General features: G+C 53.7%; 20 protein-coding genes and 1 pseudogene. 4 read left to right on the plus strand and 17 right to left on the minus strand.

Features of this window, described 5'->3' with window-relative positions:
- The first annotated feature begins 14 nt into the window (after positions 1–14).
- From AB5Y84_RS19425 to AB5Y84_RS19440, 4 genes are read left to right on the plus strand one after another with little or no spacing between them, the layout of a single operon-like run.
- Positions 15–1,001, plus strand: coding sequence for an SLAC1 anion channel family protein (locus AB5Y84_RS19425; protein ID WP_368177581.1), 987 nt, complete (start codon positions 15–17; stop codon positions 999–1,001).
- 4 nt (positions 1,002–1,005) lie between these two features.
- The gene (locus AB5Y84_RS19430; protein WP_005353600.1) at positions 1,006–1,347 is read left to right on the plus strand and encodes a carboxymuconolactone decarboxylase family protein; all 342 of its coding nucleotides are present in this window, start codon (positions 1,006–1,008) and stop codon (positions 1,345–1,347) included.
- Positions 1,348–1,396: 49 nt separating this feature from the next.
- A complete protein-coding gene (locus AB5Y84_RS19435) occupies positions 1,397–1,834 on the plus strand; it encodes a PaaI family thioesterase (RefSeq protein WP_258721808.1) in 438 nt (145 codons plus the stop codon).
- Positions 1,835–1,838: 4 nt separating this feature from the next.
- Complete coding sequence (locus AB5Y84_RS19440; RefSeq protein WP_005334596.1) at positions 1,839–2,330, plus strand: Dps family protein; 492 nt, start codon at positions 1,839–1,841, stop codon at positions 2,328–2,330.
- Between the two features lie 40 nt (positions 2,331–2,370).
- Here the strand turns inward: AB5Y84_RS19440 and AB5Y84_RS19445 are convergent, their stop codons facing one another.
- From AB5Y84_RS19445 to ascN, 17 genes and pseudogenes are all read right to left on the minus strand, one after another.
- The gene (locus tag AB5Y84_RS19445) at positions 2,371–2,637 is read right to left on the minus strand and encodes a hypothetical protein (RefSeq protein WP_236379837.1); all 267 of its coding nucleotides are present in this window, start codon (positions 2,635–2,637) and stop codon (positions 2,371–2,373) included.
- A gap of 11 nt (positions 2,638–2,648) precedes the next feature.
- Entirely contained in the window at positions 2,649–3,164 is a 516-nt protein-coding gene (locus tag AB5Y84_RS19450; RefSeq protein WP_368177582.1) for an AAA family ATPase, read from the minus strand.
- A 124-nt stretch (positions 3,165–3,288) separates the two neighbouring features.
- Positions 3,289–3,939 carry a hypothetical protein gene (locus tag AB5Y84_RS19455; RefSeq protein WP_257725153.1) on the minus strand — a complete coding sequence of 217 codons (651 nt, stop codon included), beginning with the start codon at positions 3,937–3,939 and terminating at the stop codon, positions 3,289–3,291.
- Positions 3,912–5,516, minus strand: coding sequence for a restriction endonuclease (locus AB5Y84_RS19460; RefSeq protein ID WP_257725152.1), 1,605 nt, complete (start codon positions 5,514–5,516; stop codon positions 3,912–3,914). Before AB5Y84_RS19460 ends, AB5Y84_RS19455 begins: the two co-directional genes overlap by 28 nt.
- A 484-nt stretch (positions 5,517–6,000) precedes the next feature.
- Positions 6,001–6,264, minus strand: coding sequence for a hypothetical protein (locus AB5Y84_RS19465; protein WP_199427286.1), 264 nt, complete (start codon positions 6,262–6,264; stop codon positions 6,001–6,003).
- Positions 6,265–6,430: 166 nt separating this feature from the next.
- Entirely contained in the window at positions 6,431–7,342 is a 912-nt protein-coding gene (locus tag AB5Y84_RS19470) for a BRCT domain-containing protein (protein WP_100653308.1), read from the minus strand.
- A gap of 236 nt (positions 7,343–7,578) precedes the next feature.
- Positions 7,579–7,731 (minus strand): annotated as a pseudogene (locus AB5Y84_RS19475) (substrate-binding domain-containing protein); the annotation flags it as partial.
- Positions 7,732–7,820: 89 nt separating this feature from the next.
- A complete protein-coding gene (locus AB5Y84_RS19480; protein ID WP_368177583.1) occupies positions 7,821–8,243 on the minus strand; it encodes a hypothetical protein in 423 nt (140 codons plus the stop codon).
- Positions 8,243–9,193: a hypothetical protein gene (locus tag AB5Y84_RS19485; RefSeq protein ID WP_088869530.1), complete on the minus strand. Its 951-nt coding sequence runs from the start codon at positions 9,191–9,193 to the stop codon at positions 8,243–8,245. The genes AB5Y84_RS19480 and AB5Y84_RS19485 overlap by 1 nt, the downstream gene beginning before the upstream one ends.
- A gap of 137 nt (positions 9,194–9,330) precedes the next feature.
- Entirely contained in the window at positions 9,331–10,389 is a 1,059-nt protein-coding gene (gene ascU, locus AB5Y84_RS19490) for a SctU family type III secretion system export apparatus subunit AscU (RefSeq protein ID WP_368177584.1), read from the minus strand.
- Positions 10,386–11,174, minus strand: coding sequence for a SctT family type III secretion system export apparatus subunit AscT (gene ascT, locus AB5Y84_RS19495; RefSeq protein WP_100645403.1), 789 nt, complete (start codon positions 11,172–11,174; stop codon positions 10,386–10,388). Before ascT ends, ascU begins: the two co-directional genes overlap by 4 nt.
- Positions 11,171–11,437, minus strand: coding sequence for a SctS family type III secretion system export apparatus subunit AscS (gene ascS, locus AB5Y84_RS19500; RefSeq protein WP_005334586.1), 267 nt, complete (start codon positions 11,435–11,437; stop codon positions 11,171–11,173). Before ascS ends, ascT begins: the two co-directional genes overlap by 4 nt.
- Position 11,438: 1 nt before the next feature.
- Complete coding sequence (ascR, locus tag AB5Y84_RS19505; RefSeq protein WP_368177585.1) at positions 11,439–12,092, minus strand: SctR family type III secretion system export apparatus subunit AscR; 654 nt, start codon at positions 12,090–12,092, stop codon at positions 11,439–11,441.
- A complete protein-coding gene (gene ascQ / locus AB5Y84_RS19510; RefSeq protein ID WP_368177586.1) occupies positions 12,089–13,015 on the minus strand; it encodes a SctQ family type III secretion system cytoplasmic ring protein AscQ in 927 nt (308 codons plus the stop codon). The genes ascR and ascQ overlap by 4 nt, the downstream gene beginning before the upstream one ends.
- Positions 13,012–13,653 (minus strand): type III secretion system needle length determinant, encoded by a 642-nt coding sequence (locus AB5Y84_RS19515; protein ID WP_368177587.1) that lies wholly within the window; start codon positions 13,651–13,653, stop codon positions 13,012–13,014. Before AB5Y84_RS19515 ends, ascQ begins: the two co-directional genes overlap by 4 nt.
- A gap of 558 nt (positions 13,654–14,211) precedes the next feature.
- Positions 14,212–14,673: a type III secretion system central stalk protein AscO gene (gene ascO / locus AB5Y84_RS19520; protein WP_058055778.1), complete on the minus strand. Its 462-nt coding sequence runs from the start codon at positions 14,671–14,673 to the stop codon at positions 14,212–14,214.
- Entirely contained in the window at positions 14,670–15,992 is a 1,323-nt protein-coding gene (gene ascN, locus AB5Y84_RS19525) for a SctN family type III secretion system ATPase AscN (protein WP_368177640.1), read from the minus strand. The genes ascO and ascN overlap by 4 nt, the downstream gene beginning before the upstream one ends.
- Positions 15,993–16,006: the final 14 nt, after the last annotated feature.

Raw genomic sequence — 16,006 nt, forward strand, 5'->3', positions numbered from 1 at the left:
GGAGGGGAACGTTGATGGAAAACCTGAATCAAGAGGGTAAGCAAATCCCCTCCATAACCAAGATTGCACATATGCCTGTCACACTGTTTTCAATCATCATGGGGCTGACGGGGGCGGCGATTGCCTGTCGCAAGGCATTTCCGGATCTGCTGCTGTTGCAGTCGGCAGGGTTCCTGTTCGGGGTCTTGTCATCCCTGCTACTTGTGACGTTTCTGGTGATGTATGGCTGGAAAATTCTCAGACACAATGACGAGTTCCTGCATGAGCTGAAACACCCGGTCAGGATCAACTTCTTCCCGACCATCTCAATCAGCTTGCTGCTGCAATCCGCCTACTGGGCCAGCTGGCATGATGCAGCGCTGGCCCTTTGGTCGGTGGGCGCCAGCTTGCAGCTGCTCTTCACCCTCTACATCATGAGCAACTGGATCCATCGCGACCATTTCACAATCACCCACACCAACCCGGCATGGTTTATACCGATTGTCGGCAATATTGTGGTGCCCCTGGGTGGCATGCCGCTTGGCTTTCACGAGATCAGCCTGTTCTTCTTCAGCATTGGCCTTATTTTCTGGTTCTCTCTGCTGACCATAGTGCTCTATCGGCTGTTCTTTCATGAGAGCCTGCCCGAGAAGCTGATGCCCACCATGTTTATTCTGCTGGCACCGCCTTCCATCGGATTTATCTCGTATAGCGAAATAGCCAGTTCCAGCGACCTGTTTGCCCATGTCATTTATTATTTTGCGCTGTTTGTATTTATCTTGCTGATGTACAACACCCTCACTTTTTTGAAACTGAAATTTTTTCTCTCTTCGTGGGCGTACTCATTTCCACTGGCGGCATTTTCCGCAGCCTCGGCCATGTTTGCCGACGCAACCGGGAATATCATTCCATATTATCTGGCCAAAATAGTGGTGTGTGCCCTGATTGTATTGATCATCTGGTTAATCAGCATGACAGTGCAGTCATTCTATAAAGGTGAGATTTTCACACCGGAGAAATAACGTGATGAAAAATTATCGAGAGATCAATAAAGAACAACACCAGCTTGGCTCTGCTTATCGCAAGAGCAGCCCGGATACCATGAATGCGTTTATTGCGCTGCACAAAGCCGTTATGAAAGAGGACGAGGCGCTGGCGTTGAAATATCGGGAAATGATCGCCCTCGGTATTGGTATCGCTTCCCGCTGCGATGGCTGCATTGCCGCCCATGTTGCCGGAGCCGTGAAGGCCGGTGCTTCGCGAGCGGAACTGATTGCCACCGTGGATGTCGCGGTATTGATGGGAGGCGGCCCCTCCATCATCTATGGCACCCAGGCACATGCCGCCATCGAAGAGCTGCTCTCCTAGCACTCTGTTCTCAACATGCGAGTGGCCAAATAGCGAGTGAACAGATCAAGTGGATGAATATCAATCAGAGAACTATCAACAGACCATGATGTCCCACGCCCGTTGCATGGTGTGTGGCACTCATAACCCGGATTCACTGGGAATTCGCTTTTATCAGGGGGAGGAAGGGACGACGGAAGGGCTGTTTATTGCCAACCAGCGCCATCAGGGTTACAGCGATATTTTGCATGGCGGCATGACCAGCACCCTGCTCGATGCGGTGATGACACATGCGTTGCTGCAACGGGGAATAAGAGGATTAACAGCGGAGCTGACCGTTCGTTTTATTGCTCCCATCGATATCGGCAGCAAAGTAGCGCTGTCGGCTAGAATAGTCGACCAGCGTCACGGTATCTATCGCCTGAATGCCGTAGCGTCGGTCGGCGGGATGATTGTTGCAAAAGCATCGGCCAAATTTATCAAGCCGAAAGCCAATGACAGGAGTTAGCGTGATGAAAAAAGAGAGTGTGGTTTTACCAGAAATGGATATCGGTATTTCAGCCGCCGATCGCAAGAAAATTGCAGATGGATTGTCGGCACTGCTTGCCGATAGTTACACCCTTTATTTGATGACCCACAATTTTCACTGGAACGTAACCGGCCCGCAGTTCAACAGCCTGCACAATATGTTTATGGATCAATACACCGAGCAGTGGAATGCGCTGGATGTTATCGCCGAGCGGATCCGCGCATTGGGCTTTCCCGCTCCCGGCACATACAAGGAGTTTGTCCGTCTCTCCTCCATTGAGGAGGTAGAAGGGGTGCCCTGTGCCAGTGAAATGCTCAAACATCTGGTGTTGGCGCAAGAAGCCACGGCGAGAACCGCCAGAAAACTGTTCGATCTGGTCGATGCCGTCAATGACCAGCCCACCGCCGATGTGCTGACCCAGCGCATCGATATTCATGAAAAAACCGCCTGGATGCTAAGAAGCATGCTCTCCTGATGGCACGGGGCTGCCATATCTTCGGCAGCCCGATCTTCCCTTACCTGTTTGGTCCAACCGGGTCCTTTGGCTGCTGTCGTTTGGTTCGATAGCGATGCACGAGCCAGTCAACTCCCGCCATTGCCGCCGCGACGCCAATCATGATCAGAGTGAGGCGGCCGCCCTCCTGCCATGAGAGCAAATCCAGATGAAAGTCCTGCCGAATAAATTCCGGGATCAGGCCGATAGGCAAGGTAATAGCCAGATAGGATATAAATTTTCTGAAAAACATATGGTCAGGTTTTGGAGTCTGTTTGTATTGGTCCATCCAGTTTCCTGTTAGCTGTTAACGGTCAGTTGAGTGAGATAGCTATTTACCGCTTCACGAGTCGTGAAATGGTGCTTGTTGTTTGGGAATCGATCAAACAGCTCGCGATGGAAGTGGCGGGAGCTTTTGCCGGCTCGCTGCCCATATTCCGATGCCCACACCAGCAGTTGTTGAAAGTTCTTTTCCGCTGCCACTGCATCCCGTTGCCTGACGCTTTGTGATCCGCGCGATAGCAGTGAATCCCGGCATACAGACCAGTCGAGATCCAGAGATAGCAAGGTATCGGCGGCATCAAGCAGTTGCTCGACCAGGGCGCCAAATACCCCTTCGACCACCCATGATGGCTCTTGAGCAAAGGTTTGAATGGCATAGTCAATCTCATGCTGGGGCCGTTTTTTGTTAAACCCGCCCGGTTGCCAGACAATGGTGTCCAGATTGACCTCGCGGATAGTTAACTGCTCAGCCAATCGAGCCGCCAACCAGCTCTTGCCCGATCCAGAGTTGCCAATAATCAGAATACGTTTCATCTATGAGCGCTCTTTTCTGGAACAGATATCTGGAAGCTGGAAAGTCGATGTGGCTCCGAGCATATCCGAATACGAATCGCTAAGCTAACTTACACTCTAGCAAGTTGGATTTAAAATAAAAATATCAACTCTTGAGTTGTCGAAACATATAATCTATTTCATCTTGCTCTGTTCTTATGTGAGAGAGAATTTTAGCTGGTGATTCTTGTTCTATTTTGTCGGGTTCGTCTTCATAACTTGAGTACTCATTTATATCATCCAGAAGTTCTGAGATTGAAACATGTTCATTTATTAAATCAAAATCATCTGAAATAAGTAGTTCATAGTCGAGAGAGAGATTGTCAATTACTGATGAAGCAAATGATTCTAAGTCTACCTCGTTGTGACATTCATAAAACCCATGGGTGTTTTTAATGATGTAATTGATATCTGATTCAAGCTGTTCTCTCAACGCATTTTTAAGGTGATATTGAATTGATGGGGAAATAGCATCATCCTTAATACATTGATATATATACTCCAGCTCTCCGGCGTTGAATATACCAAGAGATATTAGACTTTTGTAAGTAGTGGTTTTTACGCCAAACTCAACTCCTGAACCTAGAATATTTGACAGTGTGTCTGACGACAGTCCTTTAGGTAATGAAATAGATGTTTCATTAAATAAGTTAATGGCGTTGGAAATGTTTATATTCTTATGTGATAAATTTCTCATGCCTAAATCAAGAGAGGTGATAAATTGTTGACTTATGTTTCCGCTGAATTTTTTAAGCATAAAGTCAATGATTTCATTAGCATCATGTTTTTTATTTTATTTGATTTTATTAAGTCCGAGTAAAATTTAACAACAAGGTTGTTATTTAGGCTGTTAATTAGTTTCTTTGCTTCAGATATGCTACTTATTTTATCTATGACATAGTCTGTTACAGATGGGTTGAAGTGAGTGTAATATATTAAATCATTGCTTGCGTGACGTAATAGAATTGAGCCACATACTAATCTTGATGTATGAAAAAAGTCTTTAGGTTGGTTTGTTGTCGATGTGAAGTTATATTCAGTAAGGCCTTGCTCATATGCCACTTCAAGTTCTTGTTCTGATATTTTCCCTCCAGCTGCAATGCAGATTTTTACTAAAATTCTAGCCTGTTCATCAAGTTGAACTGTATAACAATGATCCCAAATTTGATCTGGATGTTCAAGATTATCGTACACAAACTGAGAAAGTGATTTTTCATTTTTGTTTTCTAAGTTCATGGTAAATGCGATCAGTCTAGGATTGAAGTTTCTATGATTTATAATCTTATTGTAAAATCCATCATTTATTATATCTTCTTTCCACTCTAATGGAAGGGGACTATGCCATAGATGGTTATAAAGAATTTTTGCTTTTGTTAGTTTAGAGTGACTGTTGATATTTACGATATATTGACGCGAGGTAAGTTTAAATGAACGATAAGACTGGCTCATAACTTCCGCTTTGTGAATTATATTTGTCCTCGAAGTTAGAATTAGTCTCTTGTTGGGTTCGTTTTTTAAATGCTCTATTATTTTTACAATATTGTTATCTTGGCTTCCTGAAATGACACTGAAGTAATTAGAACCAAGGAAATCATCAAAGTAATAGATGGTTTTTTCTTCTGGATTGCTAAAGTTGAAAGGATGGTTAGTAACATCCCCTTCGATTACTTCAACGGTATAGCCTCTTTTCATATGTACTTGACATAAATATTCAGCTAGCGTGGTTTTTCCTACACCAGGCTCACCAGAAAGAACGACAACATGTTCGCTATTTAATGATGACAGTGCAGGATGAATATCTTCTGTCATAACAAAAGTTTTATTTATTTTATTCAGTCGCGACAACAGTATAATTTCACGAGATTTAATTGCTGGGTGAAGAAAAAGTTGTAAAACATTTGAGCTCTCAGACCATAGTTTATACCATCGAATTAGTACATCTTGGTTATGTCGTAATAGCGAGTTAAGGTCATCATTTCCAATGATGTCTGAGACATCAAGATTCACTCCCGAAAATGCACTTTTAATTTTATCTTTGTTATTTGGGCTAAGATTCAATGATGTAACGAAAACATATCTTTCTGGGTTGAGCTCTTTTACTTTTTGGACTTCGTTAAGAGCTATTTCTCTGAGTAGCTTATCGACACCTGATTTACGATAATGCTTTGATTGAATAATTATAGTTCCATTTATTGTACTTGAACGGCCATCAATTCCAAAATCACGGCCAGGTTTAAATGATTCAATTTCCCAACCATAAGCACATGAAAGTAGATCATTGACAAAGTCTTCAAATTCAATGTCGGTAAGTTCTTCGAATGTATATTTTTTCATGGTTTGAGCATTTTTTTAAATGGTTGAGTCTATTTTTGAATGGAAATGTATAAATTTTATTCGAGAAGATTAGTTTATTTGATTTTTTTAAAAAGAAAGTTATTTATTGCCCGCCTTTAGTTAGAAACCCTAAACATTAATTATTTCAAGCCATAGGTTCTATTAGTTAAGCGTGATCAGGCGAGCGCGAGGGATTTATCACTAGATCAATTTATTGCAGACACGCTACCGCCCGTGGATTACAGCCTCCAGCCTGCTATGGTTATCCGGCGATGTGGGGGGATGGCGAAACGGCTGCACAGGGTTATCTCTGCAAGAGTGGTTGCCAAGTGAGGCATATTAATCGAGTGAGGGGTAGGGTGAAACCGCAGTCGGGCAAAAACCTGCCAAGGATCAATAAATTACTTATTAAGTGGCTGCTATCTGTTCGCTTGGCACAGCAACCGCAGGCAGAGCTTCATCTCTTGCCGGATACAACCGCCACTCAATACTCCAGAAACTTCTCGCCGCAGCGTTCGCAGATCAGATGTTTTACATGGGTGGCCTGATAGGCGAGGGTCTGGCCGAATACCGCATTGGTCAGGCTGCTGGAGCGAAAGGCTTGCCAGAAGGTTTTGCGTGGATCCTTGGGCATGATGTCCTGGCTGTGATCGCGGGCGACCAGCACCACGATATGGCGGGTATGCTCGCCGCATTTGTCACAGCGATGGATTTCACTCGGCGGATTCTGGTCGTGCGGGTTGCTCATAAATGGGCTCGTGAAGTGAGGCTGGCGCCCATCATATTCCTCTTCACTTGGCTCTCAATCTCTCCTTGCCGGCGCAGTGAGCAGCCTCACGTTTTGGCGTGCTGTTGGCTAGCAGAAGGAGTGAATTATCAAGGCGCGGGCGTGAGCCCCCGCCGTGATATAAGGTTCAAGCCGACTCGTGCAGAGTGTTGGCATGGGCAAGCCAGGCTTCTTCGGTGACGATACGTACCGAGTGTCCTTTCTCCTGCAACAACATGGCCTTTTCGATTTTTCTGCCGTATGAGGAGAAGCGCCAATCCCGCGAACTGAGCTCACCGATGATGAGGTAATCAAGTTTCTGGGTGACAGAGTCTTGGGGAGTTGCACCCAATAGCAAGGCTGTTTCCTCACACTGTCGGCGTGTACCGGAAAGAAACATGCCGGTGAAGCAAACAGTACAGTCATATAGGGTATCTATTTCGAAGTCACTGATGGCCAACTTGGTTGCCATACCCGTGACAGCCCCATGCTCGAAGGGATTGCCGATAAACAACATCAATTGTTGCTGCAACTCCTCTCTCTCTTCGGCAGTAATAATGCCATCCAACAGGATACGTTCCACCGTCTGATACAGCTGTTTTCCGGGATAGTGGGCCCTCAGCATGCTGTTTTGTTTCATCCACCAACTCAGGTAATGGATCTCGTCATCGGACAGCTGTTGATCTCCCATCAACCCCTGACAGAGCCCCTCGAGTAATAGCTTGTCAGATTCCTCTGAATAGAAGTCGACACCCGGTAGATGACGATATGTTTCCATCAGACGGGGAAGCGCACTCATAAGGTGGATTTTTTCTTCTTCACACAACTTACCGTCTTGCAGCACATTAGCGACCATTTCTCGTAGCTCACGAAAGATCCAGCTGTTAAGGCTGGCACTCTCTTTGAGCCAAGTATCAAGATACAGGATCTCCTGCTCATCGATGACACTGTCTGCGATTATGCCGTCCAAGATCCCCATCAGATTATTCAACTGCTTGTCGCGGTTGCGTGCTGCATTGTAGTTAGCGACTGGCTGGCCATGACGATTCAATTCACCCATTGCATGATCCCTTGCTGGTTACAAAGAGAGTGAGAACTACCCGTAGATATGGATCGCTGCGGGTGTACCTAATGACTTCATCATATAAAAGTTGGCTTCAATCAGGCCAGAAGACTTGCCTGCCATTAGTCACGCATGTGAGCTTTGTCGAATAATGGTTTCCTGGGGGATTGGAGAGATGCCCTTGCTTGCCGATTGGCGGGTCAGTTCCTGTTCATCTACTAAGTTGCGGGAACTCAAGCCGACTCCCGCTTTTGTAGGCTGGGGGTGATGATATGGCGGTTGGGGGCGAGCTCGGGTTGCTGCATCCGGGTCAGCAGTCGTTTTGCCGCCTGACGGCCGATTTCGCGGGCCGGTGAGCTGACAAAGGTGAGGGCGGGTGTAAGGTCAACTTGATGCGGATTTGAAAACAAAACGGGGCCATCAGTGATGGCCCCGTTATGGTTGCGCTGTTTTCCCTTATGAGCAGACGCCGATATCAGGCGCGAATGGTCGTCGGGATAGTGCAATTCTGGCGTGACATGGCTGGTTCGATTGCGGGCTCGCTGAGCTCGGTAGCTGCTAGAGCTGTGTCTTGGGTCAGGGCCTCGGCCTGATGCAGCATGTGGCTGATAAGCTCAATCAGAAGTTCCACATCCAGCTTGTCCAGCCACTCGCGACACCAGAGCAGGGTGCTCTGCTCGCTGTCTCTACTGAGTTGCAGCACAGGCCAGTCGGCCATGGCGGCGAGGGAGGGGGTCTGGATATCCCCCAGCGGGATAAACAGGGTCACCAGTTGATCCCGCTCGCGAATATGGAGGCTGAAGGGGCCCGCCTGCAGATCCAGCCCCTCTTCGTGCAGGCACTCCTGCGGCAGGGATAGCTGGCGAACGAGGGTTGATAGCATGGCATGGAACATCATTAATCCTCCCGATGGGTGTTATCAAAGACCGACTCTGTGGGCGGCCACAGGTTGGCGATAGGGGGGCGGGCTGGGGTACCGACCAGTGGCGCCCCTATGGTCGCGGCCCAGGGGTCGACCACTTTGGCGTGTGGTCCCCAACTTTCCGGCTTGGTGAGTTCACTCCCCTCGGCGCGGCCAATCACCACAAAGCAGTGGGTCTGGGCGTGACCTTGTGCACCACGATGGGCCAGCACTTCGATCCGCTGGTCACTGTTGTGGCGCAGCAGTTCGGCCGCCGCCGAATAGGCCAGGGTCGAGCAGCAACCGGCCTTGGCGTCATCCACCGCCTTGGCGATGTTTTCCATGGTACGTAACGAGAGTGGCTGCTTGTTTCTGGTTATCTGGATGGCGGCCATATTGGCGCTGTTGTTGGCGCGCTGGTTGGCTGCCAGGCGCTGGGGATCCTGCCCGAAGGCATTGAGTTTGCCGATGATCTTCTGATAGCTCGGGTTGTTGGGCTGGACAAAGGTCTGGGCGTCGGTGCAGGCGTAGCTGCCCAGTTTTTCCAGTCCGGCCATGCTCTTTTGCAGCAGGGCCTGGGTGCCACCCGCCATCACTTTCGGTTCATGTCGCGGGGCGGCTCTGGTGATGGCTCCCTGTTCGGCCAGCGCTTGTTTCAGTTCAGTCAGACGAGCGCCGCGTGCAGCCACCTCTTTGGGGTGGTGCTGCTCCCAGTGCTGGATCGCATCCTGCACCCGCTGCGCTTTGCCGCTATCGGGGGCGCTTTGCAACTGGCGCAGGGCGCTGATGACTTGCTTGAGATCGCTGCTCTGGAAGTGGCCGATGCCGCGCTTGACGGATTGTTCGAACAGCTTGTTACCCTTGGCCAGCAGCGGGCTGGCCTCTGTCTGTAGGGGGGATGCTGGGCGGTTGAGGTGAATGTGTCCACCGATTGCTGGTAAGGCCATGATGTGATTCCCGACAGGGTTGACGATAAGGGGATGATACCGAGCCGTGACGGCGCGCTATATCAGGGAGCGGTCGGGGATTTGTCAGTTTTTCGCGTGTTGCGCAGTTTGTTTGGCCAGGCGGGCAGCGTACTGCCCTACCACTGTGGCCCTTCGCTCTGGCGCCACTGCTCCAGCCAGCGCAGAACCTCGGCAGTCGCCTCGATCTGGTCGGCGGGAATGTAGTTGTTGAGTTGGGCATCCCGATAGAGGGCACGGGCCAGTGGAATGCGTTGCAGCACCGGTATCCCCTCCTCTTCGGCAATCTTGCGTACCTGCAGCGCCTGGGCATCGGTGAACTTGAGGGTCACCACCGGCAGCGGCGTTTCTCCCCGCTCGTAGCGGATACCGATAGCGATATGGGTCGGGTTGGCGACGATGACCGAGGAGCGCTTGACGTCGGCGCGCATGTTGCTCGACTGCAATTCCTGATGGAACTGGCGGCGCTTGCTCTTGATCTCGGGGCTCCCCTCCATCTCCTTGTACTCCCGCTTCACCTCGTCCTTGCTCATCTTGAGCTGCTTGATGTGCTGGTAGTGTTCGAAGGCGTAGTCAGCGATGGCGATCACCACAAAGCCCATGGCGCAAACCGCCATCAGCTGGCCCAACATGCCTCCCAGCACCGGAGTGATGCAGCTCATGCCACAACCGGGCAACTGGAGCATCGCCTGCAGATTGCCCTTTATGGTGACCCATACCAAGAGGCTCAGGAGACTCACCTTGAGCAGGGATTTGACGAACTCCATCAGGCTCTTGATGGAGAAGATCTTCTTGGCCCCTTCCACCGGATTGATCTTTTTGATATCGGGCTTGATGGACTCGCCACTCAGCAGAAAACCGTACTGGGCGAAGTGGGAGACGAGCACCACCAGCGCCGACACCGCGAGGAGCGGGATGCAGAGATAGGCCATCTCCTGCATCAGGTTCTCCACCACATGGTTGAGCGCCTGGGTAAAGGGGAGGTTGATGTGGGATTCCGGGATCATCATCAGCTTGCCCAGATGTTCGAGGTAGTAGTCGGACATCGCCATCAGCATGCCTACCAGACTGAGGATGATGGCGGTGGAGACCACCTCCTTGCTCTTGACCACCTGCCCCTTCTGGCGTGCATCCCGCAACTTTTTGGGGGTGGGTTGTTCGGTTTTCTCGCCGCTCATCGCGCCTCCAGAATGGGGATCAGCAGTTGCAGCGGATCCATCACCGTCAGCACCTGTTGATAGGCGTGATCCATCATCAGTTTGATGTAGATAACCAGTAACAGGCTGGCGACGGCGCTTTTTATCGGCATCGCCAGCACGAAGACGTTGAGGGAGGGGGCGAAGCGGCTGATCAGCGCCAGCCCGAACTCGGCCAGAAACATGGCGATCAAGAGCGGCGCCGCCAGCAAAGCGCAGAGCAGCAACATATGGCTGAACTGGCTGTAGAAAAAGTTGACCCACTGCTCGTCGATGGTGGGGAAAAAGTGCGCCACCGGCCAGCTGATATAGCTCTGGAACAGGGCAGCCAGCAGGGCGAGAAAGGCGCCGCTGGCAAAGAAGAGGGTGATCAGGGTCTGGGTCAGCAGCAGGCCGGTGGGACTGGTCTGGCTGCCGAGACTCGGGTTGAACAGGGACCCCATGGCGGCGCCGCGCTGGTTGTCGATCAGAAAACCGCTCGCCTCGATAGCCCAGAAGGGGATGGCGGCGACAAAGCCGATCAGCAGGCCGAGCAGCACCTCCTTGGCGATCAGCATGGCCAGCGCCATGCCGTCGAGCTGATCCGGCAAGGTGTCGGCGACCGTGGGGTAGGCGTAGAGCGCCAGCGAGCAGACCACGCCGTTGCGGATCATCGCCCCTCCCAGCATCTGTTTGCTCAGCACCGGCAGCATCACGAAGCAACTGATAAAGCGCGGCAGCAGCAGGGTATAGGCCAGCATCTGGGCCTGCAGGCTCTCCAGTGTCATTGGATCTGCGGCACCTTGAACAACACCATATCGGCAAAGCTGTAGAGCTCGTTACCCAGCCAGGCGGTGGTGGCAAACAGGGTGATCACCACGGCGATCAGCTTGGCGACAAAGCCCAGGGTCTGCTCCTGGATCTGGGTCAACGCCTGGAGCAAAGAGACAAGGGTGCCCACCAGCGCCGCCACCAGTACCGGTGGCATCGAGAGGATCAGTACCAGCCAGAGCGCCTGGCTGGTGAAGTGAAGGATATCGGCGTGACTCATGCTAGCCTCCGTAACTGATGACCAGCCCGTGGGTCAGGCGGGCCCAGCCATCGAGCAGCACAAACAGCAGCAGCTTGAAGGGCAGCGAGATGGTCATGGGGGAGACCATCATCATCCCCATCGCCAGCAAGATGTTGGAGATGATGAGGTCGATGGCGATAAAGGGCAGGTAGATCAGAAAGCCGATTTCGAAGGCGCGGCTCAGCTCGCTCACGGTAAAGGCGGGCAGCAGGATCAGCAGGCTGTCTGGCTCCAGCCGGTCGGCATATTTGCTGGGCCAGAGTTGCTTGGTGCTGTCGATAAAGAAGGCGTGTTCCCGCGGTTTGATCTGCTGTTTCAAAAAGTCGCGGTAGGGGGCAATCCCCTCATCGAGGAACTTCTCCACCGATTCGGCTTTCGCCAGCGACACCTCGTTCTGGCGCAGGTAATCCTGGGTGGCAAAGCCAACCGGCGCCATCACATAAATGCTGAGAATGATCGCCAGCCCGTACATCGCCATGTTGGGGGGGATCTGCTGCACCCCGAGGGCGTTGCGCAGCAGCGAGAAGACTACCGCCAGCTTGACGAAGGAGGTGGCCATCACGGCGATAAAGGGGAGCAGGGCCAGCAGCGCCAGCCCGACGATAAGGTTTAGCTCGTCCGGCAACTGGATCATGACTGTGACTCGTTGTCGAGGCGTTCGACCCTTACCCCCAGGCGCCCCTGGATCTCCACCAGTCGGCCCACTCCCAGCGAATGGCCGTTGCTGATGATGCGCACTTCGCCATCGAGGGGGGTGTCAAGATCGATCAGGGCGCCCGGTTGCAGGCTGGTGAGGGTATGCCAGTCCAGGGTCTGGCGGCCCACTTCGAAGCTCACCGGGATCGGCAGTTGATCCAGTTCGGTCGGGCCGAAGGGTTCAGCGGAGGCAGCATTATGCATGGCAGTCAGTTCCAGATGTTGTTGATGGGGTTGGCAGTAGGCAAAGGGGCGACCCTCTACGCAGATCAGCAGTTGCTGGCCGAGCTGCGGATCGGGTGACGGCAGCAACACATCGCCGATAGCGAGGGTAGCGAGCTCATCCATGGTCAGCCCCATCTCGCCCCACTGCAGGGAGAGGGTGAGGGGCAATGGCAACCGCTGCTGCCGTGGCCGTGGTGGCAACTTGCTCAGCAAGGGCTCGGGCTGCGGCAGCCAGAGAGCGAGACTGGCCCCCTCCCGTTGCAACAGCAGTTGCAAGGCTGGCTCATCGGTCTGAACGTTACTCTCCGGTCGGGTCAGCGCCGAGCAGCTGAGTCCACCGAGGGGTTGTCCCAGCCGTTCGATCAGTGCCAGTTGCAGCGGCTCGGGCAGGCTGAACAGCGCCGCCTGTTGTAGATCCGGCGCGAGCCAGTGAGCCAGCTCTGCGCCGTGGCACAACAGCGGCAGAGAGAGCCCCTGCCACTGCAGTTGCAGCCGGGTATCGAGTGTCGCAGGCGGCAAACCGATGGCGAGGAGAAGCTCGCCGCCACTCCAGCCAAAGTGCTGGCGGTATTGGCTCAGGGTCTGCTGTAAAGTCAACTCCGCCAGCGAGGCGGAGGTGAGGGCAATCGGTGTCATGCGTCGGCATCCCACTCTTCGTAGATGGATCGTTTATGGCGCGAGCCCTGTTCACTGTCGGGCTGGCCGAAGAGATCGAGGGCGACCCGCTCGCCGGGATAGAGCCGTTGCAGGCGGTCGACCAGATCGCTGCGCCCCTGATTGAGCAGCAGCTCACCTTGCGCCGTGGCGAGGATCTCGATCTGCAGCTCGCCATGGTGGTGAGCGATGCGAATGGAGAGATCGCCCAGCTGTGGCAACGTCAGGCGCAGCAGTGGCGGACGCTCCGGGCGGCCCAGCTCCTGATAGATATCCACCGCCAGTCGCTCCAGCAGCTGACCCAGCTCCCGATTATTCTCGGCAGGTGCCAACCGGGCGAGCTGCAGATCCCCGGGGGTTTTCACCTGTGGGGGGATCGGTTGACCGCTAGCTTCGGGTATTTCGTCGTTCAGAGTGAGCGCATTGATGTCAGTGTCGCTGTTGGAGACCTTTTGTTCGGCGAATTCGAAGACTTGGGCAAGAGAGGCTTCACCTTGTTGAAGGGTGGCTTGATCTGAGCTCAGCGGCAGCTCCATACCGGCTGCGATCCCGATTGTTTGTAGATCATGTTGTCGCGAGCCACTCTCTTTTTGCTCGGTGTGGTGCAATGGCTCTTTCATCAAAGATGGTATCGCTGACAGAGCGCTCTCTGGTGCCCAATCTCCAGCTCCCTCGAGGAGGGGGCGAGGGGCCGGTGTATTCAACATTGATGAAGGCACTGAACAGGCGTTTTCCGGGGCGGGTAGCGCCACATCTCTGGTTCCGCCCTCGTGCACGTTGTCTTGTGCATCCCGCACTTGCTGCGATCTTTTGCTCTCGATTTCCTTCTGGTCACGTTCGGTCACCTCCGGGAAGGTGGATAAACCGGATGCCTTTCTTGTGATGAGCTGTTGTGTCTGTAAATGCTTTGGCTGGCTGTGAGAAGCAGCAATATCAGACTGCCGGACAGTATCGGCTGCCTGTTTTTTTTGCTGCTGCGTCTGTAATAGTTGCTGAGGCCGAGGCTCCTGGGTCTTGCTCTGGCCATTCGCCCTGTACTTGTCGGGTGCCTTTTGTTCCGCTTCAAGCCTCATCGCCTGCTCGAAACGCTGCTGTTGCGACCGATTGGCTTCAGCCATCTGGGTATCACCCCGGGCTGTCACTGTGCCCTGTATCGGGAGGATTCGGTTCATGACTCGTTACATCCTGATCTGCTGGCGGAACTCTTCCTGTTCCTGCTCTTCGTTGTAGTCACGCAGGGCTTGCTGTGAGGCCTGCTCCTGACGGTGTAGTTCGGCAAATTTCTGTTGCTGCTGGCGGGCTCGGTGTACCGCCTGTTGGCGCTCCTGCAAGCGGATGCGCTCTTCGGCGACCCGCTCGGCCTGCTCGGCGGCAGTTTGTTCAAGCTGGGCCTCTTTCTCCCGCAGCAGCGCCACTTGCTGTTGCCACGCCTTGAGCCCCTTGCGATCGAGTTGCTCCGCCTGACAGATGGCAAATAGCCGCTCTTCTTCGGCAAGGCGCCACTGGCGATAGTCGAGACTCTCCTGTTCCGCTTCGCGTTGGCGAACGCGGGCGAGTTGCACCCGAGCCTGCTGGGCGGCGAGTTGCTGCTCGGCCCGATCCAGCCGCAGGTCTTTTATTCGTTGCAGGCGGCCAATCATCGGGTCAGCGCCTCCAGAGTCGAGAGGGCTTCCGGCAGTGAGCTGGGTTCATGGGTGCCTTGCCTGAGCCACTGGCGAATAGTCTCGATGCGGGCGATCGCCTCGTCGGCCACCTTGTCCTGCCCTTTCTGGTATTCGCCTATCTGCAGCAACAGCTCCACCTCTTCATATTTCGCCAGCCAGCTGCGCAGTTGGCCGGCCTGAGCCTGATGCTCGGGCTCGATGATCTGGTTCATCACCCGGCTGGCGGAGCGCAGCACGTCGATGGCCGGGTAGTGGTTGGCCGCCGCCAGTTTGCGCGACAGTATGATGTGGCCATCGAGGATGGAGCGGGTCTCGTCAGCGACCGGCTCTGTCATGTCATCCCCCTCTACCAGCACGGTATAGAGGGCAGTGATGGAGCCCTTGTCTGACTGACCGGCCCGCTCCATCAGGCGGGGCAGGGCGGCAAACACCGACGGCGGATAGCCCCGTCGGGTTGGTGGTTCGCCAGCGGCCAGACCAATCTCCCGCTGTGCACGGGCAAAGCGGGTGACGGAGTCCATCAGCAGCAGTACCCGCTTGCCCTGATCGCGGAAATACTCGGCGATGGAGGTGGCGACAAAGCCTGCCTTGGCCCGCTCCATGGCGGGGCGATCCGAGGTAGCTACCACCAGTACCGCCTTCTTGAGCCCCTCTTCCCCCAGATCCGCTTCGATAAATTCGCGCACCTCACGGCCCCGCTCACCGATCAGCGCCAGCACGGTGACATCCACCTCGGCGCTGCGAATAAGCGACGCCAGCAGGGTGCTCTTGCCACCACCGGCGGCGGCGAAGATCCCCATCCGTTGCCCCTCACCGCAGGTGAGCAGGCCGTCGATGGCGCGAATACCGAGCGAAATGGGCTCGGCGATGCGCTTGCGGCTCATGGGAGCGGGCGCATCCCGATAGACCGGATACCAGGCCTCGGGCTCTGGCAGATGGCCACCGCCAAAGGGGTTGCCGAGGCCATCGAGCACTTGGCCGAGCAGATGCTCGCCGACCCCGACCTGATGCATGGCACCGGTCGGGCTTACCTCGGTGTTGGAGGAGATGCCGAACATCTCGCCAAGGGGGGTAAGCAGCGCCTGATGCTGGGCAAAGCCGATCACCTCTGCCTGCAGGGAGAGGGTGTTGTCCGGGTTGCGCAGATGACAGAGCTCACCGATCCGCACCCCGGGGACGACTGCCTTGAGCAGGGTGCCGGTCACCTGGGTGACCCGGCCACGGATCTGGATCAGGCGGCACTCGTCGATGGCGTGACGAAGCTGGTCGGGGATGTGGTCGAGGGAGAGGGTCATAACAATCTGCGCCA

It is taken from the genome of Aeromonas sp. s11 (assembly GCF_040907945.1).
In the GTDB taxonomy this organism is placed as follows: Bacteria; Pseudomonadota; Gammaproteobacteria; order Enterobacterales; family Aeromonadaceae; genus Aeromonas; species Aeromonas veronii.